This is a genomic window from Caulobacter sp. FV1ye6ST, assembly GCF_058681225.1.
The window spans coordinates 3,335,312-3,358,531 of record NZ_CM178733.1 but is presented as its reverse complement, the minus strand read 5'-3'; the positions used below and the strand labels follow the sequence as shown (position 1 = coordinate 3,358,531).

Annotated in this window: 21 protein-coding genes and 1 pseudogene; 15 read left to right on the top strand and 7 right to left on the bottom strand. The window is 67.4% G+C overall.

Annotated elements, in window-relative coordinates:
- Nucleotides 1–13: 13 nt before the first annotated feature.
- Nucleotides 14–865 carry an ATP-binding protein gene (locus tag ACW175_RS16215; RefSeq protein ID WP_492101047.1) on the bottom strand — a complete coding sequence of 284 codons (852 nt, stop codon included), beginning with the start codon at nucleotides 863–865 and terminating at the stop codon, nucleotides 14–16.
- Between the two features lie 132 nt (nucleotides 866–997).
- On the opposite strand from ACW175_RS16215, the gene yajC reads away from it, so the two are divergent.
- From yajC to ACW175_RS16180, 7 genes and pseudogenes are all read left to right on the top strand, one after another.
- On the top strand, nucleotides 998–1,303 hold the full coding sequence (gene yajC, locus ACW175_RS16210) for a preprotein translocase subunit YajC (protein WP_099579668.1): 306 nt from the start codon (nucleotides 998–1,000) through the stop codon (nucleotides 1,301–1,303).
- Nucleotides 1,304–1,360: 57 nt separating this feature from the next.
- Nucleotides 1,361–2,959 carry a protein translocase subunit SecD gene (gene secD / locus ACW175_RS16205; protein ID WP_492101046.1) on the top strand — a complete coding sequence of 533 codons (1,599 nt, stop codon included), beginning with the start codon at nucleotides 1,361–1,363 and terminating at the stop codon, nucleotides 2,957–2,959.
- Between the two features lie 11 nt (nucleotides 2,960–2,970).
- Nucleotides 2,971–3,918: a protein translocase subunit SecF gene (gene secF, locus ACW175_RS16200; protein WP_492101045.1), complete on the top strand. Its 948-nt coding sequence runs from the start codon at nucleotides 2,971–2,973 to the stop codon at nucleotides 3,916–3,918.
- On the top strand, nucleotides 3,918–4,271 hold the full coding sequence (locus ACW175_RS16195; RefSeq protein WP_492101044.1) for an Mth938-like domain-containing protein: 354 nt from the start codon (nucleotides 3,918–3,920) through the stop codon (nucleotides 4,269–4,271). The genes secF and ACW175_RS16195 overlap by 1 nt, the downstream gene beginning before the upstream one ends.
- A 75-nt stretch (nucleotides 4,272–4,346) precedes the next feature.
- Nucleotides 4,347–4,961, top strand: a complete 615-nt coding sequence (locus tag ACW175_RS16190) for a urate hydroxylase PuuD (protein ID WP_492101043.1) — start codon at nucleotides 4,347–4,349, stop codon at nucleotides 4,959–4,961.
- Between the two features lie 147 nt (nucleotides 4,962–5,108).
- Nucleotides 5,109–5,822, top strand: a complete 714-nt coding sequence (locus tag ACW175_RS16185; RefSeq protein WP_492101042.1) for a squalene/phytoene synthase family protein — start codon at nucleotides 5,109–5,111, stop codon at nucleotides 5,820–5,822.
- Nucleotides 5,809–5,935: pseudogene (locus ACW175_RS16180) on the top strand (hypothetical protein); the annotation flags it as partial. The gene ACW175_RS16185 and the pseudogene ACW175_RS16180, both read left to right, overlap by 14 nt.
- 8 nt (nucleotides 5,936–5,943) lie before the next feature.
- Here ACW175_RS16180 and ACW175_RS16175 read toward each other — a convergent pair.
- Nucleotides 5,944–8,037: a S9 family peptidase gene (locus tag ACW175_RS16175; RefSeq protein ID WP_492101041.1), complete on the bottom strand. Its 2,094-nt coding sequence runs from the start codon at nucleotides 8,035–8,037 to the stop codon at nucleotides 5,944–5,946.
- Between the two features lie 285 nt (nucleotides 8,038–8,322).
- Between ACW175_RS16175 and lpxC the strand changes: the two genes are divergently transcribed.
- The 3 genes from lpxC to recN all read left to right on the top strand — a co-directional run bounded on the left by lpxC (nucleotide 8,323) and on the right by recN (nucleotide 12,029).
- Nucleotides 8,323–9,219: a UDP-3-O-acyl-N-acetylglucosamine deacetylase gene (gene lpxC / locus ACW175_RS16170; RefSeq protein WP_492101040.1), complete on the top strand. Its 897-nt coding sequence runs from the start codon at nucleotides 8,323–8,325 to the stop codon at nucleotides 9,217–9,219.
- Between the two features lie 99 nt (nucleotides 9,220–9,318).
- A complete protein-coding gene (locus tag ACW175_RS16165; protein ID WP_492101039.1) occupies nucleotides 9,319–10,248 on the top strand; it encodes an outer membrane protein assembly factor BamD in 930 nt (309 codons plus the stop codon).
- Nucleotides 10,249–10,331: 83 nt separating this feature from the next.
- Nucleotides 10,332–12,029, top strand: a complete 1,698-nt coding sequence (gene recN, locus ACW175_RS16160) for a DNA repair protein RecN (RefSeq protein WP_492104981.1) — start codon at nucleotides 10,332–10,334, stop codon at nucleotides 12,027–12,029.
- Here recN and ACW175_RS16155 read toward each other — a convergent pair.
- Nucleotides 12,026–13,141 carry an acyltransferase family protein gene (locus tag ACW175_RS16155; RefSeq protein WP_492101038.1) on the bottom strand — a complete coding sequence of 372 codons (1,116 nt, stop codon included), beginning with the start codon at nucleotides 13,139–13,141 and terminating at the stop codon, nucleotides 12,026–12,028. The two genes, recN and ACW175_RS16155, sit on opposite strands and share 4 nt — an antisense overlap.
- A 132-nt stretch (nucleotides 13,142–13,273) precedes the next feature.
- Between ACW175_RS16155 and ligA the strand changes: the two genes are divergently transcribed.
- The 3 genes from ligA to ACW175_RS16140 all read left to right on the top strand — a co-directional run bounded on the left by ligA (nucleotide 13,274) and on the right by ACW175_RS16140 (nucleotide 16,777).
- Nucleotides 13,274–15,625 carry an NAD-dependent DNA ligase LigA gene (gene ligA / locus ACW175_RS16150; protein WP_492101037.1) on the top strand — a complete coding sequence of 784 codons (2,352 nt, stop codon included), beginning with the start codon at nucleotides 13,274–13,276 and terminating at the stop codon, nucleotides 15,623–15,625.
- The gene (locus tag ACW175_RS16145) at nucleotides 15,601–16,236 is read left to right on the top strand and encodes a 3'-5' exonuclease (protein ID WP_492101036.1); all 636 of its coding nucleotides are present in this window, start codon (nucleotides 15,601–15,603) and stop codon (nucleotides 16,234–16,236) included. Before ligA ends, ACW175_RS16145 begins: the two co-directional genes overlap by 25 nt.
- A 124-nt stretch (nucleotides 16,237–16,360) precedes the next feature.
- Entirely contained in the window at nucleotides 16,361–16,777 is a 417-nt protein-coding gene (locus ACW175_RS16140) for a DUF2147 domain-containing protein (RefSeq protein WP_492101035.1), read from the top strand.
- 16 nt (nucleotides 16,778–16,793) lie between these two features.
- Here the strand turns inward: ACW175_RS16140 and ACW175_RS16135 are convergent, their stop codons facing one another.
- Genes ACW175_RS16135 through ACW175_RS16125 form a run of 3 tightly spaced genes read right to left on the bottom strand, consistent with a single transcriptional unit; the run spans nucleotide 16,794 to nucleotide 20,034 of the window.
- Nucleotides 16,794–18,605 carry an aminopeptidase P family protein gene (locus ACW175_RS16135; RefSeq protein WP_492101034.1) on the bottom strand — a complete coding sequence of 604 codons (1,812 nt, stop codon included), beginning with the start codon at nucleotides 18,603–18,605 and terminating at the stop codon, nucleotides 16,794–16,796.
- A 38-nt stretch (nucleotides 18,606–18,643) separates the two neighbouring features.
- Nucleotides 18,644–19,510: a 50S ribosomal protein L11 methyltransferase gene (locus tag ACW175_RS16130; protein ID WP_492101033.1), complete on the bottom strand. Its 867-nt coding sequence runs from the start codon at nucleotides 19,508–19,510 to the stop codon at nucleotides 18,644–18,646.
- A gap of 38 nt (nucleotides 19,511–19,548) precedes the next feature.
- Nucleotides 19,549–20,034, bottom strand: a complete 486-nt coding sequence (locus ACW175_RS16125; RefSeq protein WP_492101032.1) for a hypothetical protein — start codon at nucleotides 20,032–20,034, stop codon at nucleotides 19,549–19,551.
- A 111-nt stretch (nucleotides 20,035–20,145) separates the two neighbouring features.
- Here ACW175_RS16125 and ACW175_RS16120 point away from each other — a divergent pair, with 111 nt between their 5' ends.
- Entirely contained in the window at nucleotides 20,146–21,309 is a 1,164-nt protein-coding gene (locus ACW175_RS16120; protein ID WP_492101031.1) for a low temperature requirement protein A, read from the top strand.
- Here the strand turns inward: ACW175_RS16120 and ACW175_RS16115 are convergent.
- Nucleotides 21,306–21,467, bottom strand: coding sequence for a hypothetical protein (locus ACW175_RS16115; protein WP_492101030.1), 162 nt, complete (start codon nucleotides 21,465–21,467; stop codon nucleotides 21,306–21,308). The two genes, ACW175_RS16120 and ACW175_RS16115, sit on opposite strands and share 4 nt — an antisense overlap.
- Before the next feature lie 268 nt (nucleotides 21,468–21,735).
- Here ACW175_RS16115 and ACW175_RS16110 point away from each other — a divergent pair, with 268 nt between their 5' ends.
- On the top strand, nucleotides 21,736–23,217 hold the full coding sequence (locus ACW175_RS16110; protein WP_492101029.1) for a tetratricopeptide repeat protein: 1,482 nt from the start codon (nucleotides 21,736–21,738) through the stop codon (nucleotides 23,215–23,217).
- Nucleotides 23,218–23,220 lie beyond the last annotated feature (3 nt).

Here is a 23,220-nt window from a genome sequence, read left to right as displayed (position 1 = left end):
GGCCGTTCTACGTTCAGCTGGGCAAGTTTACGCCTTGCTCGCCGGCCAGGTCCCGCACGAACTGCCAGGCGACCCGGCCCGAGCGGGCCCCGCGCAGCTGCGACCACTGCAGGGCGCGGCGGTCGAGATCGGGGGCGGCCAGGCCGAACCGCTCGGCGTAGGCGCGGATGGCGGCCAGGTAGGTGTCCTGGTCCATCGGCGGGAAGCCGATCCACAGGCCGAAGCGGTCGGAGACGCTCATCTCTTCTTCGGCGTTCTCGGCGGCGGCGATGGCGCCCTGGCTTTCGACGTGGTCGCGCGGCATCAGGTGGCGGCGGTTCGAGGTGGCCACGAACAGTACGTTCTCGGGCGGACCCGACACGCCGCCCTCCAAGGCCGACTTCAGCGCCTTGGCCGCGGCGGCGCCGTCCTCGAACGAGAGGTCGTCGCACAGCACCACGAACCGCTCCGTACGCGTGCGGAGTTGATCGAACAGCGGCGGCAGGGCCGTCACCTCGTCGCGATCGACCTCGATCAGCTTCAGGGCGGGATAGTCGTCGGCCAGGCTGACGAAGGCGGCCTTGGTCACCGAGCTCTTGCCCGTGCCGCGCACGCCCCACAGCAGCACGTGGTTGCAGGGCGCACCCAGCGCGAAGCGGCGCAGGTTCTCGACGAAACGGCCTTTCTGGCGGTCGATTCCCACCAACAGGTCCAGCGACAGCGGATAGTCGGCCGCCGCGACGAAGGCGCCGTCCTTGGGGTCGTGCCGGAACAGGCGCGCGGTCGAGAAGTCGGGCGCGGGCGGCGGCGGGGGCGCCAGGCGTTCCAGGGCTTCGGCGATGCGGGCGAGCAGGGGAGCAAGCCCGGTGTTTGGCGCGTCTGTCATGGGCACGCTGCATACCGGGTGCGCTTGGATTGCAAAAGGGGAGGCGAACGCATAGCTTCCGCCGACTTGGCGCGACCCTATGAGCTTGTCTCTTTTTGGCTGGCGCGCCGCATCGGTTTTCTTGGAGACGTCATGTCCGGTCTGAACGCTCAATTCCTGCAGCTCGCCCCCATCCTGCTGATGGTCGTGCTGTTCTACTTCATGCTGATCCGTCCGCAGCAGAAGCGCGCCAAGGAGCATCAGGCGATGCTCACCAACCTCAAGCGCAACGACACGGTTGTCCTGTCCAGCGGCGTGATCGGTAAGATCATGCGCGTCGAGGACAAGGAAGTCGGCGTCGAGATCGCCACTGGCGTGACCGTGAAGGTCCTCAAGGGCATGATCACGGAAGTCCGCGCCAAGGGCGATCCGGCGCCCGCCAACGACGCGAAGAACTAAGACGCTCTCAGAATATCGCGAGGCGTTCTAGCGACGTCGCCTGAAAGTCACTGATCCATGCTGACCCTCTCCCGCTGGAAGATCATCGCCGTCACCCTGTCGGTGATCTTCGGCATCCTGTTCTCCCTGCCCAACGTCCTCCCGCAGAAGACGTTGGACGCCATGCCCGGCTGGCTGCCGCATCAGAAGCTGAATCTCGGCCTCGACCTGCAAGGCGGCTCGTATCTGCTCTATGAGGTCGACACCGACGCGCTGCACCGCGAGCGTCTGTCCGACCTGATGGAAGACACCCGCACCCAGCTGCGGAGCGAGCAGATCCCATTCGGCGAACTGGCCCAGCAGGGCGAGGTGATCAGCGTCCGCATCGGCGACGCCTCGCGCTACGAGGCGGCCCTGAACCTGCTGCGCAAGAACCTCGGCGCGCCGCTGGCCGGCGTGATCGGCGGCAAGGACGTCACCGTCTCCGGCAAGGGCGACAACCGCATCGAAGTCACCTTCGTGCCGGAAGCCCAGCGCGCCGACGCCGCCAAGGCCGTCGAACAGTCGATCGAGACCATCCGCCGCCGGATCGACAGCCTGGGCACCAAGGAGCCCTCGATCAACCGCCAGGGCACCAACCGGATCATGATCCAGGCGGCCGGCGAGAGCGATCCCGAGCGCCTGCGCGCCGTCATCGGTAAGACCGCCAAGCTGACCTTCCAGATGGTCGACGAGACGGTCACGCCCGAGGACGTCCAGGCCGGCCGTCTGCCCCCGGGCTCGGAAGTGCTGCAGAGCGAAGACCGTTTCGCCCCCTATTACGTGGTCAAGAAGCGCGCCGTCGTCTCGGGTGACGAGCTGACCAATGCTTCGCAAACCTTTGACCAGAATGGCCGGCCGGCCGTCGGCTTCGCGTTCAACGGGTCCGGCGCCAAGAAGTTCGGCGACATCACCCTGCGCAACCACGGCAAGCGGTTCGCGATCGTCCTGGACAAAAAGGTGATCTCGGCCCCGGTGATCAACGATCCGATCACCAGCGGCAGCGGCATCATCACCGGCAGCTTCACCGCCGAGAGCGCCAACGAGCTCTCCCTGCTGCTGCGCTCCGGCGCCCTGCCGGCCCCGCTGAACATCGAAGACCAGCGCACCGTCACCGCCGAGCTCGGCGCCGACGCCGTCAAGGCCGGCTCGATCTCGCTGGCCATCGGCGCGGTGTCGATGTTCGTGTTCGTGATCCTGGCCTATGGCCTGTTCGGCGGCTTCGCGGCCATCGCCCTGGTGGTCAACGTCCTGCTGATCGTCGGCATCATGTCGATGACCCAGGCGACCCTGACCTTCCCGGGCATCGCCGGCCTGATCCTGACCCTTGCCGTCGCCGTCGACGCCAACGTGCTGATCTACGAGCGCATGCGCGACGAGGCCAACGCCGGGCGCACGCCCATGGCGGCGGCCGACCACGGCTACAAGCTGGCCCTGACCTCGATCCTGGACGCCAACATCACCAGCCTCATCTCGGGCCTGATCATGTTCAGCTTCGGCTCGGGTCCGGTGAAAGGCTTCGCCTGGACCCTGGTGATCGGCGTGTTCACGTCGCTGTTCACCGCCATCTTCATCACGCAAGTGCTCATCGGCTGGTGGTTCAAGGCCACCAAGCCGAAGAAGCTGCCGATCGCATAGGAGATCCGACCATGCGTTGGCCCCTCATTCGCTACATCCCGCGTTCGACCCACTTCCGCTTCGTGCGCTGGGCGCCGGTCGCGGCCGTCATCTCGGCGATCCTGATCGTCGCCTCGATCGGCCTGTTGGTCTTCCAGGGCCTGAACCTGGGCATCGACTTCAAGGGCGGCGTCGCCCTGGAGGTGCAGATGTCCCGCCCTGTCCCCCTGGCCCAGCTGCGCACGACGCTGGACCAGATCGGCGCCCATGACGGCCAGGTCCAGGGCTTCGGTTCGCCGAACTCGGCCATGGTCAAGTTCCTGCCGGCCGAGGGCGAGAAGCCCAGCGACGCGTCCAAGAACGTCGAATCCGAACTGATCAAGCGCTTCCCCGACCTGAAGGTGACCAGCCGCTCCGAAGTCGGGGCCAAGGTTTCGGGTGAACTGCTGATGTCCGGCTTCAAGGCCCTGGGCGTCGCCCTGCTGCTGACCCTGGGCTACATCTGGTTCCGCTTCGGCCTGTCGTACGGCACGGGCGCGGTCGTGGCCGTGATCCACGACATCGTCCTGACCCTGGGCCTGCTGTCGGTCTGCGGGATAGAGTTCTCGATGACCGAGATCGCGGCCCTGCTGACGGTTATTGGCTATTCGATGAACGAAAAGGTCATCACCTTCGACCGTCTGAAGGAAAACCTGCGCAAGTACCGCACCACGCCGCTGCGCGACATCATCGACCTGTCGGAAAACGAGCGTCTGTCGCGGACGATCATCACCGGCACCACGGCCCTGCTGGCCCTGGGCGGGACGATGGCGTTCGGCGGTCCGGTGCTGTTCCCACTCGTGTTCACGATGATCTTCGGCATCGTCATCGGCACCTATTCGTCGATCTATATCGCCCTGCCGATGATCCTCATCTGGGGCGTGAAGCGCAACGACGACGAAGCCACGCCGATCAAGCTCGGCGCGGCCTCGCGCCCCTGATGCGCCAGCCGCCGTCCATCGACGCCTGGGGCGGCGGCGGCTTCCGGGTCTCCGGCGACTGGCGGCCCGGCTCGCTGCTGATCCTCGACGATCAGCCCCGCGACTGGGCCGCCACGTCCCTGGCCGAGCTGACCCCCGAGGCGTTCGCCGAGGTGTTCGCCGCCGGCGGGGCCGTGGAGTTCGTGCTGCTGGGCACGGGCCTCAACAATGGCCTGCCGCCACGCGCCGTCCGCGACGCGCTGAAGGGGGCGGGCGTGGGCCTCGAGTTCATGAGCACCGAGGCGGCGGCGCGGACCTACAACGTCCTGGCCAGCGAAGGTCGCCGACTGGCGGCGGCGCTGATCGCGGTCTGACCCGCCAAACTTTACCCGACTCCCGAAACACCCCTATGGTCCAGCTCAAGCAATAGGGATCCGAGGGGGAAACCGATGTCTGGACTGCTCTCCAATTTCCGCAACACCATCATCGTCAGCTTCGTGCTGGCCCTGGTTATCGTTATTGGCTATTCGCACGGTCCACAGGGCCATGGCGAAGTCTATTTCCAAGCTGTTTTCCGCTGGCTGCATGTGCTGTTCGGCATCCTGTGGATCGGGCTGCTCTACTACTTCAACTTCGTGCAGATCCGCGTGATGCCGCAGATTCCGGCTGAGCTGAAGCCGGCGGTCAGCAAGTATATCGCGCCCGAAGCGCTGTTCTGGTTCCGCTGGGCGGCCCTGGCCACCTGGGTGATGGGGGTAATCCTGTCCTTCAGCCGCGGCACGCTGCTGGAATCGGCGACCCTAGGCCTGGCCGGCGGCTACACGCCTGGCGTGGACATGCAGTTCACCTTTATCGGCACTGGCATGTGGCTGGCGACGGTCATGTTCCTGAACGTCTGGGGCGTGATCTGGCCAAACCAGAAACGCGCGCTCGGCATCATCGAGGTCGATGCGGACGCCAAGGCCAAGGCGGCCAAGATGGCCATGCTGTTCAGCCGCATCAATACGCTGCTCAGTATTCCGATGCTGGCGACCATGACGATGAACCAGACCATCTTCGGCTAAACACCGCCGAGAAATGCTGTAAGGGGAGGGGCCGCCTACGAGCCTGCATTGGCAGGCTCGTTCTTGCAGGATTGAGCGAACGGGCGGAAGCAGGCATCTGCTTCCGCCCGTTCGCTCCGGGCGGGCCCTTTTCCGTTTCCGAGACCGATGGCCGACACCGAAAACCTCGACGACCTCGTCCGCCGCGTCGATCCCGATCGCTGGCTGGCCAGCCGGTTCATCGGCGACCTGACCGCGCGCGCCGACGTCATCGCGCTGTACGCCATGAACTATGAGCTGGCCCGGGTGGCGGGCGGCGTGACCAACGCCCTGATGGGCGAGATCCGCATCACCTGGTGGCGCGAGGCGATGGAAGAGATCGCCGCCGGCAAGCCGCCTCGCAAGCATCCCAATGTCGAGGCCCTGGCCGCGTCGAGGTTCGACCCGAACGCCCTGGCCGCTCTCGCCGAGGCGCGCTTCACCGACCTGGACGAAGGTTCTCTGAAGGACGAGGCGGCGGTGCTGGCCTATGTCGACGCCACGGCCGGAGCCCTGGCGGTGCTGGCCGCCCGGCGGTTGGACCCGAGCGCCGACCCGCACGCGGTCAAGGGCTCGGCGCGCGCGTTTGGCCTGACGGGGTTGTGGCGGCTGAAGCAGGCCGGGAAGTCGCGGCTGCCGCAGGACTGGACGCGTGAGGACGTGGCCGCTCGGGTGGAGGCGCAGCTGAAGGCGGCGCGCGGCGAGGTGAGAGGGCTGCCCGTGGCGGCCTTCCCTGCGGTAGCCCCGGCGGCGCTAGTCCGGCCGTACATGAAGGGCCGCGAGATGGGTGATCTGGAGAAGAAGGCGCGGCTGACGTTCGCCGTGGCCACTGGCAGCCTCTAACAACTTAGCTTGTCATCCCGGCCGCGGCGAAGCGGAGAGCCGGGACCCAGGCGCCACCGCACGGGGCTTGGCCCCTGGGTCCCGGACAAGCCCTACGGGCTTTCCGGGACGACAAGGATAGTTACTTCCCCGGCCGCGTGTTCCCCGTCCACTGGTCCAGCCAGTCCAGCACTTCCTTGTGCCACTGCACCGAGTTCTGGGCCTTCAGGACCCAGTGGTTCTCGTTCGGGAAGTACAGCAGCTTGCTCGGCACGCCCTTGCGCTGCAGGGCGGTGAAGGCGCCAAGGCCCTGTTCGACGGGGATGCGATAGTCCAGCTGGCCCTGGACGATCAGCTGCGGCTTGGTCCATTGCGCCACGTGGTCGACCGGATTGAACTTGTCGTAGGTCGTGTTGGCTTGCCACGGCGTGCCGCCGTTTTCCCACTCGGTGAACCAGAGCTCCTCGGTGGCGTAGCCCATGGCTCGGGTGTCGAAGACGCCGTCATGGGTGACCAGGCACTTCCACGGCTGGGGCCAGTTGCCGGCGATCCAGTTGACCATGTAGCCGCCATACGAGGCGCCCAGGGCGCAGGCGCGGTCGCCATCCAGGAAGGCGTACTTGCCGAGCGCCGCGCTCCAGCCCTTCTGCAGGTCCTCCAGCGGGCGGTCGCCCCAGTGCTGGCTGATCGCGTCGGTGAAGGCCTGGCCGTAGCCGGTCGAACCATGGAAATCGACCATCACCACGGCGTAACCGGCATTGGCGTAGACCTGCGGGTTCCAGCGGTAGGACCAGCTGTTGCTGAACGAGCCTTGCGGCCCGCCGTGGATCAGGAAGGCCACCGGATACTTTTTGGCCGGGTCGAAATTGGCCGGCTTCACGACGAAGCCATGGACCTCCTCGTCGTTCCAGCCCTTGAAGCTGAACTGTTCGGGCTCGCCCCAGGCCACGTCCTTGAGCGCTTCGCCGGAGACGCTGGCCACCTTGACGACCGGGCGCTTGGATCCCAGCAGGAACAGCTCCGAGGGACCCTTCAGGGAGTCGGAGGCGTAGACGATGCCCGTGGGCCCCACATCGAAGCCTGTGACATGCCCGTCGCCGGTGAGCGCGACGACCTTGTCGCTCTTCACGTCGATGGCGAACAGCTTGCCTTGGCCGACGTCCAGGGCGGTGGCGTAGATCGTCGTGCCGTCCGGGCTCCAGGCGATGGAGTCGGCCGAGCGGTCCCAGTTGGGGGCCAGTTCACGGTCCTGACCGGTGGCCATGTCGCGCACCATGATCGCGAAGCGGTCGGCCTCGAAGCCAGGACGCTTCATGGCCCGATAGGCGGCCAGCTTGCCATTGGGCGAGAACACCGGGGCGGCGTCCCAGGCCTTGTTGCCCGCAGTCAGGTTCTGGATCTTGGCCGAGCCGTCCAGCGGCGCGCTCCAGACGTCGTAGTTGGTGGTCCACGCCTCGTCCTTGCCGGCCACCTTGGCCGAGAACACCAGGGCCTTGCTGTCGGGCGTGATCGTGAAGTCGGCGTCGTCGCCATAGGGCTTGGTCGGCGTGTCGCCGTCGAAGCCCTTCATCAGGTCGATCGGCTGGCCCGTCGCCACGCCTTTCGCGTCCAGGGTCCAGGCGAACAGGTGGTTCTTGGTTCCGTCGTTCCACGCATCCCAGTGGCGGACGAACAGGCGGTCATAGACCACGCCCGTGGCCTTGGTCGCCGTCTTGGCGGCCAGCTTGGCCTCGGTGCAGGCGAAGTCGGCGCAGTCGGGGAACACGGCCAGGCCCACGACGATGGTCTTGCCGTCCGGGGCGAGCTTGAAGGCCTGGACGTCGAACGGCGCCGCGGTCACCTGGGTCGCGGTCTCGCCCACCACGTCTGTCTTGAACACCTGCTCGGTCCCGCCGGCGCGGCTGGACGAGAAGTAGATGGTCTTGCCGTCGGCGCTCCAGCGGCCGCCGGACGCGCCGCCATCCGAGATCTTCAGCCTGCGCGGGGCCATCTTGGCCTTCAGGTCGGCGACCCACAACGACATCGCGGCCTTGTTGGCCGCATAGTTCATCGTCCGCACGGAATAGAGCACGTAGCGGCCGTCGGGCGAGACCCGCGGATCCGACAGGCGATCCAGGCTGGCCATGTCCTTGGCCGTGAAGACGTGCGGCTTGGCGGGCGCCTGCGCGTAGGCGGCTCCCGATAGGGCGGCGGCCAGGACGAGGGCGGAGGCGGCGAAACGCAAGCTCTTGATCATGAAACCGAAATTCCCGGAAACGGTTATCGCTTTGGCGGCGGAGCGTAGTCCTGCTTTCGTCGAGGGGATAGGGGACCCCGGCACAAGATTCCCGACCGCGGATCGTCGACCGACGGTCTGTTTCCCTGTTCGCGTTCGTGTGACAAAACTGTAATTAAGTCAGCTGCTTAGCGCGTAACAATCCGAAACAGACTTTGCTTTGCCGCGACGCAGCATCCTTCCTAGATGGTAGTCGGGGCGAAAGGACGACCGCAGAGTCGTCCGTCGAACGATAAGGTGTCTCTAGTGTCGGCTTCGGGTTATTTTCAGCACACGGTCGCAGGACCGGTGATCTTCGCGGGGATCGGCCTGCACACGGGCGCGCACGTGCGCGTCTCGGTGCGTCCGTCGGCCCCCGACGCCGGGGTCGTCTTCGTGCGGACCGATGTGCAGGACCGCGACAACCGCGTCCCCGTGACCGCCCAGGCGGTCTGCCAAACGCAACTCGGCACGGTGATCGGCAACGGCGACGACGTCCGCGTCTCAACCATCGAGCATCTGATGGCGGCCCTGGCGGCCCTGTCGATCGACAATTGCGTCGTCGAGCTGGACGGTCCCGAAGTGCCGATCATGGACGGCTCTTCCGAGCCCTTCGTCCAGATCCTGGACCGCGCCGGCCGCCGCAAGCAGGAAGCCGTCCGCCAATATATCGAGATCCTGGCGCCGATCACGGTGGAGGAGGGCGACAAGCGCGCCAGCCTGCTGCCGTCTGATCATTTTGAAGTGGCTTTCGAGATCGCCTTCGGCTCGCGGGCCATCGGCCGTCAGGCCGTCGATCTGGTCGTCGACGAAGAATCGTTCCGCGCCGAACTGTCCGACTGCCGCACCTTCGGCTTCGTTCGCGACGTCGAGGCCCTGCGCGCCATCGGTCTGGCCCGCGGCGGCTCGATGGAGAACGCCGTGGTCATCGACGGCGATCGCGTGCTGAACCCGGAAGGCCTGCGCCGCTCGGACGAGTTCGTGCGCCACAAGGCGCTGGACGCCATTGGCGACCTCTATGTGCTGGGCAAGCCGCTCCTGGGCCGCTTCGAAGGCGTGCTGGCCGGTCACGGCCTCAATAACGCCGTGGTTCGGGCATTGATGGCCCAGCCGCGCGCCTGGCGCCTACGCGCCCTCGCGTCGGAACTGGCTGAAGCGGTCTAGATAGCGTCTCCGGGAGTCGGGCTCGGCGTTCGCATTTGCGCCTTCGACGGCGTGGTGTAGAAGCCTTGCACGGCGCTGGGGCGCAGGTTTGCTTCGAGGGTGAGAGACTCCGTGCTTCGTAATTTCAAGGGACGTTCGGCCGTCACGATCGCCGCAATGCTGGTCGCCGTGTCGGTGGCGGGCTGCGCGGGCAAGGCCAAGAAGCCGACCCTCGCCTACGAAGAGCGTCCGGTCGAGCTGCTGTATTCCACGGGCGCCAACCGCCTGGACCGGGGCAACTGGAACGAGGCCGTCGACTATTTCCGCGAGGTCGAGCGCCAGCACCCGTATTCGGAATGGTCGCGTCGTTCGATTCTGATGACCGGCTACGCCCACTACATGGGTAACCAGTACGCCGACGCCATCGGCGACTCGGACCGCTTCATCTCGCTGTATCCCGGTAACCCGTCGGCCCAGTACGCCTACTATCTGAAGGCCATCTGCTACTTCGAGCAGATCGTCGACGTGAACCGCGACCAGGCCGCTACCGAGCAGGCCCTGGCCTCGCTGCGCGACGTCGTCCAGCGCTATCCGACCACGGAATACGCCCAGGACGCCCGCCTGAAGATCGACATGGTCAACGACCAACTGGCCGGCAAGGAAATGGCCATCGGCCGTTATTACCTGAAGCAGGGCCAGACGCTGGCCGCCATCGGTCGCTTCAAGACCGTGATCGAGAAGCACCAGACCACCTCGCACACGCCCGAAGCTCTGTTCCGTCTGGTCGAGGCCTATCTGACCATCGGCCTGATCGACGAAGCCAAGCGCAACGGCGCCGTCCTGGGCTACAACTTCCCGGGCGACCGCTGGTACGCCGACGCCTACAAGCTGCTCACCGACAATGGTCTGCGTCCCGCCGTCGAGCCTCTGAAGGCCGGGGCCAAGCGCAACGCCCTGGAACGCGTCCTGTCGAAGGACAAGGACACGACCCTGGCGCCGCCGGGCGAAAAGAAGTCCCGGAAGGGCCTGATGGGCGTCCTGGGCATGTAGAAACGGCGGGATCGGCTGCTTGATCCCGTTTCGTTCTACCTTTGCGCTTTGAAAAATCCTGATTCCCGGCGATCTTGCGCACCATGCTGATCGGCCTCTCCATCCGTGACGTCGTGCTCATCGAGAGCCTGGACCTTGCCATCGGTGAGGGCCTGACCGCGCTGACCGGCGAAACCGGGGCGGGGAAGTCGATCATTCTCGACGCCCTGGGCCTGGCCACCGGCGCGCGCGCCGACGCCGGCCTGGTCCGTCGCGGGGCAGCCGGCCACGCCTCGGCCACGGCGATGTTCGCCCTGCCGGCCGACCATCCGGCCTTCGCCTATCTCGACGACAAGGGCCTGACCTACGCCCGCGACGAGGATCTTGTCCTGCGCCGGCAGTTGTCGCCAGACGGTCGCTCCAGGGCCTTCGTCAACGACCAGGCCACCAGTGTCGGGGTGCTGAAGGATCTCGGCGCGCTGCTGCTGGAGGTTCACGGCCAGCACGAGACCGTCGGCCTGCTGGACCCCAAGACCCATCGCAACCTGCTGGACGCGTTCGGCGGTGTCAGCGTCGGGGCCGTCGGCTCGGCCTGGAGCGCCTGGCGCGCCGCCCGCGAGGCCGCCGCGGATCTGCGCGACCTGGCCGGCCGCGCCGCCGCGGAGACCGAGGAGTTGACCCTCCGCCTCTCCGAACTGGACCGCCTCGATCCCCGCGAAGGGGAGGAGGCGGCTCTGGCCGAGGAGCGGGCCCTGCTGAGTTCGGCCGAAAAGGCCATGATCGACATCGCCTCGGCCCAGGACGCCCTGGGCGGCGACGCCTTGTCCGGCAAGCTGGCCCAGGCCTATCGCGCCTTGGAGCGGGCCCGCGAGCGCGCCCTGCAGGCCGGGGCCCCGGCCGACGGCGCGGCCATGACCCGGCTTTCCGCCGCCTGCGAGGCCGTCGACCGCGCCCTGGTCGAGGCTCAGGAAGCCAGCGCCGCCATCGACTCGGTGGCCGAGAGCTTCGAGTTCGAGCCCGATCGTCTGGAAAAGGCCGAGGAGCGGCTGTTCGCCCTGCGCGCCATGGCTCGCAAGCTCAATGTCCTGGTCGAGGATCTGCCCGCCAAGCGCGCCGAGTTCGCCGCTCGCTTGCAAGCCATCGAGACGTCCGAGGACGCCCTGAAGGCCGCCGACAAGGAGGCCGCGGAAGCTCGCGAGGCCTATCTCTTCGCCGCCGAGGCCTTGTCGGCCGAGCGCCGCGCCGCCGGCGACGCGCTGGCCAGGGCCGTCGAGGCCGAGCTGGCCCCGCTGAAACTGGAGAAGGCGAAGTTCCGCGTCGCCGTCGATCCGCTGGCCGAGGAGCGCGCCGGCCCGACCGGCCTGGACCGCATCGCCTTCGAGATCTCGACCAACCCCGGCGCGCCGTTCGGGCCTATGGAGGCCATCGCCTCGGGCGGCGAACTGGCTCGCTTCGCCCTGGCCCTGAAGGCGGCGCTGGCGGGACGCGGCGGCGGCCCGCAGCCGCTGATGATCTTCGACGAAGTCGACCAGGGCGTCGGCGGCGCCGTGGCCGACGCGGTCGGCCTGCGCCTGAAGCGGCTGGCCTCGAATGCTCAGGTTCTGGTCGTCACCCACTCGGCCCAGGTCGCCGCGCGGGGCGACGCCCACTGGCGGATCTCGAAGTCGGGCGACGACACCTCGACTCGCACCAAGGTCGAGCCGCTGGGCCCATCCGAACGCGAAGAAGAGATCGCGCGGATGCTGTCGGGGGCCGAGGTGACGGAAGCGGCGCGGGCGGCAGCGCGGGCCTTGATGGCCTAAGCGGCCGCTGGCGCGCCGGTCGGAACGCGCCGGGCGTTCGACCGCCCTTTCATCCAACGCTGCAACGGCGCATCCACCGCCCGCTCGAACACCCATGCCACGACGATGGTCGCCGGGATCGCCAGCGCCCACAGCGCCCAGGACGCCGCCGAGGGCAGGCCAAGCTTGCTCTCGACTATCCGCACGACGCCGAACCACACCACCGCCGTCAGGGTGTTGGTCAGGAACAGAGAGAACGACAGCTTGCCGGCCGCGCCCGCCCAACGCCACGAGCGGGGCTTGGAGGCGCCGGCCGCGTAGATGAGGAAACCCAGCAGGGCCAGGCTGAAATAGTCGAAGCGACCGAGAGCCTGGATGCCGACCACCGCCGCGAGGGTCGTCACGGCCAGCGGCAGGGCCTGGCGGCGCGCCAGGGTCGTGACCGGCAGGCGAGCGACCAGCAGGCCGATCATGAACAGCGGCAGGCCTCGGATCAGGCCGAAGCGCAGCGGCAGTTGATAGCCGGGAACCTCGAAGACCATCAGGGCGGCCTGGTCGATGGCCACATAGGCGATGACGCCCATGGCCAGCAGCGCCAGCGGGCGCTTCGTCATGGCCATGCGCCGCCAAACGACCGGGAACAGGGCGTAGGCCACGATCAGGGCCGACAGGGTCCAGGTCGGGGTGTTCCAGCCCGAGGTCCCCGGCACGAACCAGGCCTGGACCAGGAAGACCTGCGGCGGCAGCTGGCCCCACTGGAACCACTGAGGGTTCTGAGGGGCCATGCCGAGGGCCGACGTGCCGACGAAAAAGGCGACGAACAGCGCCAGCATGACCAGGTGCGGCGGCCAGATGCGTTGCACGCGGCGCTTCAGGAAGGTCAGGGTGTCGATATCCGAGCCTTGAACGCGCGGACCGTAGGCGCGGGCCAGCACATAGCCGGACAGCATCAGGAAGAAGTCGGTCGCCAGGTAGCCGCGTCCGAAGGCTGGCGACAGGCTGAACAGCGACACCGGCGCCCGCTCGGCCACGTGGTAGAGCACGATGAACAACGCCGCCAGGAAGCGCAGGGCGTCCAGCGGACCGTCCCGCGACAGGACGGGCAGGGCGTTATTTGTGCCGGCTTTGAACATCGAAGGCTCCTTCAAGCCTTGCGGCGCAAGGGCCGGGCCAGTTTTCGCCTGACAGGCGACCACATCGCCGACTCCCCCCGTCAGGATCGCGTTGCTAACCTGTCTGGACTTCCCGCCGTTGGATTCGCCGCTGTGTCACAGATCCCCGTCGCCGACCTCACCGAAGCCCAGGCCGTCGAGGAACTGGAGCGCCTGGCCGACGACCTGACGGCTCACGACCTGGCCTATCACCAGCAGGACGCGCCCACGATCAGCGACGGCGAGTACGACGCTCTCAAGCGTCGCAACCTCGACATCGAGACCCGCTTTCCGCACCTGGTGCGCGACAATTCCCCGTCCATGCGGGTCGGCGCGGCGCGGGCCGAGCAGTTCTCGCCCGTCGAGCACGGCGTGCCGATGCTCAGCCTCGACAACGCCTTCTCCAACGACGAGGCGACCGAGTTCGACGCGCGGATCCGGCGGTTCCTGCGGCTTTCGCCCTCCGACACGGTCGCCTACACCGCCGAGCCCAAGATCGACGGCCTGTCGGCCTCGCTGCGCTACGAGAAGGGCGTTCTGGTCCAGGGCGCGACGCGGGGCGACGGCCGGGTGGGCGAGGACGTCACCGCCAACCTGCGCACCATCGCCGACATACCGCACCGCCTCAAGGGTTCGGGCTGGCCCGACGTGATCGAGGTGCGCGGCGAGGTCTATGTCGAACTGGAGGCTTTCGCCGCCTTTAACAGGGCGGCCGAGGACGCCGGCCAGCGCACCTACGCCAATCCCCGCAACTTCGCCGCCGGATCGCTGCGGCAGATCGATCCGAAGATCAGCGCCCAGCGGCCGTTGCGGTTCTTTGGCTATGCCTGGGGTTTGGTCTCCGAGCCGTTCGCCGACAGCCAGTGGGGGGCGCTTGAGAAGCTGACCGAATGGGGCTTCGTGACGACGGCCCCGCCGGCCAAACGGGTTGAGAACGCCCAGGGCCTACTGGACGTCTATGCCCAGTTCGAGACCCTGCGGCCCACGCTCGGCTTCGACATCGATGGGGTCGTCTACAAGGTCGACGATCTGGAGCAGCAGCGCCGCCTGGGATTCGTCTCGCGCTCGCCGCGCTGGGCCATCGCCCGCAAGTTCCCGGCCCAGCGAGCCCGCACGATCCTGGAGGCCATCGAGATTCAAGTTGGCCGGACAGGCGCTCATACGCCGGTCGCGCGCCTGAAGCCGGTCACCGTCGGCGGCGTCTCGGTGACCAACGCGACGCTGCACAATGGCGATGAGATCGCTCGCTTGGATGTCCGCATCGGCGACACGGTCGTCTTGCAGCGCGCCGGCGACGTCATCCCGCAGATTGTCGAAGTCGACCTCGCGGCTCGCCCCGACCCTGAACCTCCCGTCTACGAATTCCCTCACGTCTGCGAATGCCCGCTGAAGACGGAATTGGCCCGCGAGGTCACGGCCTCGGGTCAGGAGTCGGTGGTGCGCCGCTGCACCGGCGAGTTCGCCTGTCCGTTCCAGCGGGTCGAGCATCTGCGCCACTTCGTGTCGCGCCGCGCCTTCGACATCGAGGGGCTGGGCGAGAAGCAATTGCAGGCCTTCTTCGACGAGGGCTGGATCATCGAGCCAGCCGACATCTTCAAGCTGGCCAGGGACGAGGAAAAGCTGGCCGCCCTGCGCGAGCGCGACGGCTATGGCGAGACCTCGGTCGCCAACCTGATCAAGGGCATCGAGGCCCGTCGCACGATCGGCATGGACCGGATGATCTACGGCCTGGGCGCGCGCGACATCGGCGAGACGACCTCGACCGTGCTGGCCCGCAACTTCGATCGCTTCGAGGACCTGCAAGCCGCCGCCGAGGCCGCCTCCAAGGGCCTGCCGGGCGAGACCTATCTGGCGCTTTCCACCGCGCCCGGCGTCGGGCCCAAGGCATTGGACACCCTGGTCGAGGCGGGAAAGGGCGGTCCGATGGCTGATCCCTGGCCCACGAGCGACGACCTGGAGATCAAGATCGGCCATGCGGTTCCGAAGCTGACCAAGCCCGCCCGCGCGGCCCTGGCCCAGCGATACGGAACCTGGGACGCCTTCGCCGAGGGCCTGGCCGCCGCCGCGTCGGGCGCGCCGGGCGACGACTATCTGCACCTGGCCGCCGTCGACGGCGTCGGTCCGGTGGCCGCCCAATCGCTGGCGCGGTTCTTCGCCGAGGAGCACAACCGCAAAAAGGTGGGAAGCCTCGTCGCTGAGCTGGACATCCAGCCGGTCGCCAAGCCCAAGACCGACACCGCCGTGGCCGGCAAGACCATCGTCTTCACCGGCTCGCTGGAGAAGATGACCCGGGACGAGGCCAAGGCCCAGGCCGAGGGACTCGGCGCGAAGGTCGCCTCGTCGGTGTCGAAGAAGACGGACCTGGTCGTCGCCGGCCCGGGCGCCGGGTCGAAGCTGAAGACGGCTACCGAACTGGGCATCCAGGTGATGACCGAGGACGAGTGGCTGGATATGGTCGCCAAATGAAGGTCATCGCGCTCGACTTCGAGACCGCCAACGAGCAGCGCGCCAGCCCGTGCTCGATCGGCCTGGCCTGGATCGAGGATGGCCAGGTGTCGCGGATCGAGCATCACTACATCCGCCCCCCCGGCAATCGCTTCGCGCGGTTCAACATCGCCTTTCACGGCATCGGTCCCGAGCTCGTCGAGGACGCCGACGAGTGGCCGGATGTGCTGGAGCGCCTGCGGCCCGAGCTGGACGGCGCGCTGGTGCTGGCCCACAACGCCTCGTTCGATGTCAGCGTGATCCGGCGAACCTGCGAGCACTACGACATCAGGGCGCCAGGTTTCGACTACCTGTGCACGGTGCAGGTGGCGCGCGGCGTGTGGCCGGAACTGTCGTCGCACAAGCTGAACGTGGTCTGCGGGCATCTGGGCGTCGACTTCGCCCACCACGACGCGGCCGCGGACGCCTACGCCTGCGGGCAGGTAGCGCTGGCCGCCGCCAGCCTCAACGGTGCGCCGCATATGCGCGACCTTCCGGGCCGCCTGGGCATGACCCTCGGCCGTCTCGACCACGACGGCTACACGCCGCCCAAGGGGGCGGTGAGCGCTCGCCGATCGCGCGCCCACGCTTGACGCGCATCGCCGCGATCGCAATTCCCGCCTCGTTTTCGCCTTCGGCCTTGTCCTGACTGGGCGGATCACGCAACGAATGGGTTCAAACGCGCATTTGAAGGCGCGAACCTATTGGGAGTACCGAATGCTGCGCACCATCCTGCTCGCCGCCGCCCTGACCGTCACGGCTGGCTCGGCCTTCGCGGCCGACGTCACCGGGGTCTGGCAGACGCCGACCAACGGCGGCCAGGTCGAGATCACGCGCTGCGGCAACAGCCTGTGCGGCAAGCTGGTCGCCTCGGACCACATCAAGGCCAACCCGGCCCAGAAGGACGTCAAGAACAAGGACGAGTCCCAGCGCGGCCGTCCCTTGAAGAACCTGCAGATGCTGTACGACTTCACCGGCGGTCCGACCAAGTGGACCGGCGGCAAGGTCTACAACCCCGACGACGGCGGCACCTATTCGGGCACGGTCGAACTGCTCAGCGACAACGAACTGAAGCTGAAGGGCTGCATCGTCGCGCCGCTGTGCAAGACGCAGAAGTGGACGCGGTTGAAGTAGGGCTATGCGCGCCGCCCTACAGCGGCGCGCAGACCTCTTCCATCCAGGCGCGGATCTCGGGCTCGACCCGAGGCCCGATCTCGGCCAGAACCCGCGCGTGATAGGCGTCGAACTGCGCCACTTCCTCGGCCGTCAGCAGGGTCTTGTCGACCAGGCGACGGTCGATCGGCGCCAGGGTCAGGGCCTCGAAGCGGTGCATCGGGCGGTCGCCGCCTTCGATGTCCTCGGCCGGCATGACCACTTCCAGGTTCTCGATCCGGATTCCGTATTCGCCGTCCTTGTAGTAGCCGGGCTCGTTCGAGACGATCATGCCAGGCTGCAGGGGGATGAGGTTCGGAGCCTTGGCGATCCGCTGCGGGCCTTCGTGGACCCCCAGATAGACGCCGACGCCGTGGCCGGTGCCGTGGTCGTAGTCCAGGCCATGCGCCCAGAGCGCGGCCCGGGCGAAGGCGTCGATGGCCGAGCCGGTGGTGCCGGCCGGAAAGCGCAGGCGGGCGATGGCCAGGTGGCCCTTCAACACCAGGGTATTGCGGTTGATCATCTCGGCTGACGGCTTGCCGATGGCGACCGTACGGGTCACGTCGGTGGTGCCGTCTAGGTACTGGCCTCCGCTGTCGACCAGCAACAACGAGCCCATCGCCGCGCGTTCATTGCTGCGCTCGGTCGGGCGATAGTGGGGCAGGGCGCCGTGGCCGTTGGCCGCGCCGATGGTGTCGAAGGACAGGTCCTTCAGCCTTCCGGTGGCCTCGCGGAAGCCTTCCAGCTTGGCGACAGCCTCTTTCTCGTCCGGCGGATTGATCTGGCCCTCGGTGGCCAGCCAGTGGAGGAAGCGGGTCAGCGCCGCGCCATCGCGCTTGTGGGCCTCCCGCGTGCCGTCCAGCTCGACGCCGTTCTTGCAGGCGCGCGGCAGGGTGCAGGGATCCATCGCCCGCACGATCTTCGAGCCGGCGGCGGCCAGCATGTCGAAGTACCAGGCCGAGGACTGGCCGGGATCGACCAGCGCGGCCTTGCCCGACAGGTCGCCTAGCGCCTCTTGCAGCTTGTCCGGAGTTTCCAGCGAGACCTGGTTGCCCAGCCAGGCCGGCAGGTCGGTGGTGACCTTGGCCGGTTCCAGGAACAGGCGGGCCGTGCCGTCGGCATTGAGGATGGCCTGGGCCAGCGGCAGGGGCGAGCGGATGACGTCGCCGCCGCGGATGTTGAACAGCCAAGCGATCGAGGCCGGCGCGGTGATCACCGCCGCATCGGCGCCGAAGGCGGCGATCGAAGCGCCGACGCGGGCGCGCTTGGAACTCGAGTCCTCGCCGGCATATTCGACGTACTGCGGCACGACCGGCGCCATCGGCTGGGCGGGACGGTCCTCGCCCCACGCCTGGTCGATCGGGTTGGCGGCGACGGGCTTGAGGATCGCGCCGGCGCGATGGGCGGCGGCCTTCAGGCCTTCCAGGGCCGAGGGACTGTGCAGGCGGGCGTCGTAGCCGATCACAGCGCCCTTGTCGGTGGTCTCAAGGTAGGCGGGCACGCCGCCCTCGACGAGGTCGCGGATCTCGAACACGTCCTCATCGACCTGTTCGCGCACCTGCAGGGTGTAGCGGCCGTCGACGAACACGGCGGCGCGGTCCTTGAGGATCACGCCGGCCCCGGCCGAGCCGGTGAAGCCGCTGGCCCACGCCAGTCGGTCATTGGCGGCGGGCAGATATTCGTTCTGGTGCTCGTCCTCGTGCGGCACGAGGAAGCCGTCCAGCCCCTGCGCGGCCATGGCGGCGCGGATCAGCGGAACGTGCTTGGGCCCGAAGGATGGATCGGTGGATTCGTCGAAGGTCTGGCGCATGGGGAGGATTTAAGCCTCCCCATGCGAACAGGGAAGTCCTACGGCCGCTGCAACACCAGCGTCGCCCAGGCGTCGCGATGGATGCGGGTCACGACCTTGAAGCCGCGCGACAGATAGGCGGCCTTCACCATCCGCTCCTGGGTGCGCAGGAGGCCCGACAGGATGACCGTGCCGCCGGGAACCAGGGCGCGCTTGATGTCCTGGGCCAGGCTGATCAGCGGGCGGGCCAGGATGTTGGCGAACACCAGATCGTAGGGGGCGTTGTTGGCCACCAGCGGGTTCGACAGGCCCGAGGCGTGGACGAACTTGGCGTTGGCCTTGTTGACCTTGGCGTTCTCCTTGGAGATCCGCACGGACGGCTTGTCGATATCGGTGCCGACGGCCAGCTTGCTGCCGGTGCGGGCGGCGGCGATTGCCAACAGACCGGTGCCGGCCCCGACATCCAGAACCTTGTTGAACTTGCGGGCCTTGATCAGGCGGTCATAGGCCTGCAGGCAGCCGACGGTGGTGCCGTGGTGACCCGTGCCGAAGGCCGCTCCGGCCTCGATGCGCAGGTTGACCGTGCTGGCCGGTAGGCGGCCGCGATCGTGCATTCCGTAGACAAAGAAGCGGCCGGCGCGCACAGGCGGCAGGCCCGACAGCGCCATGGCCAGCCAGTCGGCGTCCGCCAGGGTGTCGCGCACGACCTTCAGGTCGTACTCGCCCAGCAGGGCCATCAGACTGGAGTCTTCCTCGTCGGTCGTCGGGAAGGCGTCGATGCGCCAGATGCCCTTGTCCTCGTCCTCTTCCAGGATCGAGTAGGTCGCGCCCTCGAGGCCCGGATGGTTGTCGATGGCGTCGGCGGCGGTCTCGGTCTCGGCGCGCGCGCCGCGGGCGACGATCTGCTGGGGCGTATAGTCGGTCATTCGCGCCTGTTAGCTCTAACGGGCGCGAAAAGCGAGCCTTAGCGCGTCGTCATGCCGGTGGCGGCCGCGTCCGCCATCACCAGAGCGGTAGGCGCTTGCGCGGGTTGGGGCTTGCGATCCTCGGGCAGGGAGACGTCGAGGATATCGCCGCGCTCCGACGCCCAGTTGGGCGCGTCGGCGGGCATCGGCGGCGTCGCCGGACCGTGCTGGGCCGGAACATAGGGCGGAAGCTCGGGCGGCTGCGGGGGTTCGTAGTCCGCGTAGTGGACGGGCGGCGGGGCCTGCGTCGCCTGCAGGAAGTCGGTTCCGACCACATAGTCCGGAACCTTGCCCGTCGGCCACGAAAGCGGCTCGGCTTGGTCCTGCTCAGCGTACCGAGCGGCTTCCATCTCGGGCGCGTAACCGCTGTCCTGCGCGCCGGTCTGCATGGCTAGCCCCGCCAGGGCGCCGATCACGGCGAAGGCCGGGACGCCAAAGGCGACGGGGCGGGTGAGGGTGAAGGCCTTCAGATGGCCGATGATCATTTCGAGCCGCTGGTCCATATGCCCATAGCGCGCGACGAGGGCTTTTGGTTCGAAATCCCGCTCGCGAGACTCAGCGGCCGGATTCTAGGTTGGGCGCGAAGAGGGGACGTCATGAGCAAGAAGCCGCTGCTGCGCGAACGAAACGGGCGTGAACACGCCCGGGTCACCTATGTGGAGTTGTTCTTCGACCTCGTCTTCGTGTTCGCGGTCACCCAGCTTTCGCACGCCGTGATCGGCCACCCGACCGGCCTGGGCTTGCTGCACGCGGGCCTGTTGCTGCTCGCGGTCTGGTGGGCGTGGGTCTTCACCGCCTGGGTGACCAACTGGATGGATCCCGAGCGAACGCCCGTGCGGGTGATGCTGTTCGTGATGATGGCGGCGGGGCTGGTGCTGTCGGCGGCCATCCCGGACGCCTTCGGCAAGCGCGGTCTCGTCTTCGCCTGCGCCTATGTGTTCATCCAGGTGGGGCGCACTCTGTTCTTCCTGGTCGGCGTCTGGCGAGAGCCGGCCCACCGCTTGAACTTCGCGCGGATCCTGTCCTGGCTGTCCTTGTCGGCGATCTTCTGGATCGCCGGCGCCTTGCAGCAAGGCGAGGCGCGGCTGTTGATCTGGGCCCTGGCCCTGACGATCGAATACGCTTCGCCGGCGATGGGTTTCTGGACGCCGGGCCTGGGGCGCTCGTCCTCGACCGACTGGGTCGTCGAGGGCGGTCACCTGGCCGAGCGCTGCGCCCTGTTCACGATCATCGCCCTGGGCGAGTCGGTCATCGTCACCGGGGCGACCGTGGTCGGCCTGCCATGGACATTCGAGGTGATCGCCGCCTTCGCCAGCGCCCTGGTCTGCAGCATCGCCATGTGGTGGATCTATTTCTCGTTCACCGCCGAGGCGGCCAGCGAGGCGATCGCCCATTCCGACAATCCCGGCCGGATCGCGCGCGTGGCCTATACCTACAGCCACCTTCTGCCGGTGGCGGGGGTCATCGTGGCGGCGGTCGGCGACGAGTGGGTGCTGCACCATCCGCTGGGCCACACCGACTTCAAGACGGCCGCCGCCTTGATCGGCGGACCGGCGCTGTTCCTGTTCGGAGCCCTGGTCTTCAAGCTGGCGGTGTTTCGGCAGTGGTCGAGGACGCGGATCGTCGGCTTGGCTTTGCTAACCGCCCTTATCCCGATCGCGAGCCACGTCAGCCCGCTGGTCCTGTCGATCCTTTCGACCCTGGTTCTGGTCGTGGTCGGGGTGTGGGAGACGTGGCTGGCGGAGAGACGGCTGCGTTAGCCGATCTGCTCGATGACGATGTCGCGCAGCTGGGCGCGGGTGAGGCCGGGCCAGACCCAGTCGGGCTGGGCGGAACGTGCGGGCGTCGCGGTGCGGAAGGTCGAAGGCATGTGGGGCGCGCTCTTGGTGGCGGCCTTACGGGTAAAGTTGGTGTTCATAAAGTTCCAGACAGGGGTCGGGCGTGTCGCCGGACCCGATAGATCATAAGGGGTGGAGATATCCGCCCGAAGCCGTCAGTGACGGTCGGGGCGATGGAGCGCCTGGATGCTCGGCCGCCTTGGGCTGAAGCGTTGGCTGCTTCCTGACTAGCATATGGTTATCCGCCTGTCGCGTTCAACCCCCGCGACACAATGACCGCGCAAGGCTTGCGCGTCCTGGGCCAATCCGTCTATTTCAATCGAAGATTGCGCTTGGGGGCGAATGACGATGTTCAGGTTGAATTTGCGGCGGGCGCTGCCCGGTCTGCTGGGTCTGGCGCTGCTGGCGGGGCCTGTGGCCGCCCATGCCGAATGGAAGCGGGCCGAGAGCGACCACTTCATCGTCTACGGGCATACGGACAAGACGGTCCGCGACTACGCCACCATGCTTGAGGACTTCGACGACATGCTGCGCGCCGTGCATGGCCGCAGCGCCAGTGACGGCTCGCCCCGCAAGCTGCCCGTCTATCTGGTGAGGAACCAGGACGAGCTGCGCCGCGTGTATCCCGAAGCGCCGCCCTATACGGCGGGGCTCTATTTCCCGACCCTGACCGAGGTCTTCGCCGTCGCCGTGCGCAGCGAGGACAACGAGAACGACTGGAACAAGGGCGACGACATCGCCCTGCACGAATACGTCCATCACTTCATGATGCAGTACTACGCCAACGCCTATCCGGCCTGGTTGGTCGAGGGCTATGCCGAATACTACATGACGGCCAGCCTGGAGAACGACCGCCGGGTGATCGGCGACTACAACCGCTGGCGCGGCGACGCCCTGGTGACGCCCAGCCTGGTCTGGCTGCCCGCCGAGGATCTGCTGAGCAAGCGGTTGAGCGAACTCGGCAAGTGGGACGGCCAGATGTACTATGCCCAGTCCTGGCTGCTGACCCACTACATCCTGACGGATCCCAAGCGGGCGGCGCTGCTGCCGCGCTATCTGGACGCCGTGCGCGGCGGGCAGGCGCCGACGGCGGCCTGGAAGGCGGTGTTCGGGACCGATCCGGCCAAGCTGAACGGCCAATTGCGCCAGTATCTGAGGCGGTCGCTGCAGGTCCGGGTGTTGCCGCGCAAGGAGCGGTTCAAGGCCAAGGTGACGGTCACCGCCATGCCGTCTGGCCCCGACGACTTGTTGTTGGACAACCAGCGCCTGAAGCTGGGGGTCGCCAAGGCCGACCAAGCCAAGGTCCTGGCGTCGATCCGGTCGGAGGCCGGCCGCTCGAACGACCACTTCGCCCAGATGACCTTGGCCCGCGCCGAGGTCACCTTGGGCGATCGCGCGAAGGGGCAGGCGATCCTCAACACCCTGCTGGCCGCCAATCCGAATGACGAAGAGGCCCTGGTCCTCCTGGGCGAAAGCTACATGGCCACGGGCTATGCCGACGAGACCCAACGCAAGGCCGCGTTCGGCGAGGCGAGCAAGCTGTTCGCTCGAGCCTTCAAGATCGACCCCAACAACCCCACGACCCTGCACGGCTATGCCGACTCTCGCGGCCTGGAGCCGCTGACCGACAATCTGGTCAATGTGCGCATCCGGGCCGTCGAGATCGCCCCGCAGGTCAGCCACCTGCGTCTGGACGCGGCCCAGGCCCTGATCGAGAAGAAGCGGTTCGACGACGCGCGGACCCTGCTGGCTCCTGTGGCCAGCAATCCGCACGGCGACAACAACGCCGAAGCCGCCCGCAAGCTGCTGGAGAGCTTGCCGGCGAAGTAGGCG

What these genes read in the sequence shown, in the direction of transcription:
- ACW175_RS16215 (WP_492101047.1), bottom strand. Translation starts at nt 865, where the DNA reads ATGACAGACGCGCCAAACACCGGGCTTGCTCCCCTGCTCGCCCGCATC.
- yajC (WP_099579668.1), top strand. Translation starts at nt 998, where the DNA reads ATGTCCGGTCTGAACGCTCAATTCCTGCAGCTCGCCCCCATCCTGCTG.
- secD (WP_492101046.1), top strand. Translation starts at nt 1,361, where the DNA reads ATGCTGACCCTCTCCCGCTGGAAGATCATCGCCGTCACCCTGTCGGTG.
- secF (WP_492101045.1), top strand. Translation starts at nt 2,971, where the DNA reads ATGCGTTGGCCCCTCATTCGCTACATCCCGCGTTCGACCCACTTCCGC.
- ACW175_RS16195 (WP_492101044.1), top strand. Translation starts at nt 3,918, where the DNA reads ATGCGCCAGCCGCCGTCCATCGACGCCTGGGGCGGCGGCGGCTTCCGG.
- ACW175_RS16190 (WP_492101043.1), top strand. Translation starts at nt 4,347, where the DNA reads ATGTCTGGACTGCTCTCCAATTTCCGCAACACCATCATCGTCAGCTTC.
- ACW175_RS16185 (WP_492101042.1), top strand. Translation starts at nt 5,109, where the DNA reads ATGGCCGACACCGAAAACCTCGACGACCTCGTCCGCCGCGTCGATCCC.
- ACW175_RS16175 (WP_492101041.1), bottom strand. Translation starts at nt 8,037, where the DNA reads ATGATCAAGAGCTTGCGTTTCGCCGCCTCCGCCCTCGTCCTGGCCGCC.
- recN (WP_492104981.1), top strand. Translation starts at nt 10,332, where the DNA reads ATGCTGATCGGCCTCTCCATCCGTGACGTCGTGCTCATCGAGAGCCTG.
- ACW175_RS16155 (WP_492101038.1), bottom strand. Translation starts at nt 13,141, where the DNA reads ATGTTCAAAGCCGGCACAAATAACGCCCTGCCCGTCCTGTCGCGGGAC.
- ACW175_RS16140 (WP_492101035.1), top strand. Translation starts at nt 16,361, where the DNA reads ATGCTGCGCACCATCCTGCTCGCCGCCGCCCTGACCGTCACGGCTGGC.
- ACW175_RS16135 (WP_492101034.1), bottom strand. Translation starts at nt 18,605, where the DNA reads ATGCGCCAGACCTTCGACGAATCCACCGATCCATCCTTCGGGCCCAAG.
- ACW175_RS16130 (WP_492101033.1), bottom strand. Translation starts at nt 19,510, where the DNA reads ATGACCGACTATACGCCCCAGCAGATCGTCGCCCGCGGCGCGCGCGCC.
- ACW175_RS16125 (WP_492101032.1), bottom strand. Translation starts at nt 20,034, where the DNA reads ATGATCATCGGCCATCTGAAGGCCTTCACCCTCACCCGCCCCGTCGCC.
- ACW175_RS16120 (WP_492101031.1), top strand. Translation starts at nt 20,146, where the DNA reads ATGAGCAAGAAGCCGCTGCTGCGCGAACGAAACGGGCGTGAACACGCC.
- ACW175_RS16115 (WP_492101030.1), bottom strand. Translation starts at nt 21,467, where the DNA reads ATGAACACCAACTTTACCCGTAAGGCCGCCACCAAGAGCGCGCCCCAC.
- ACW175_RS16110 (WP_492101029.1), top strand. Translation starts at nt 21,736, where the DNA reads ATGTTCAGGTTGAATTTGCGGCGGGCGCTGCCCGGTCTGCTGGGTCTG.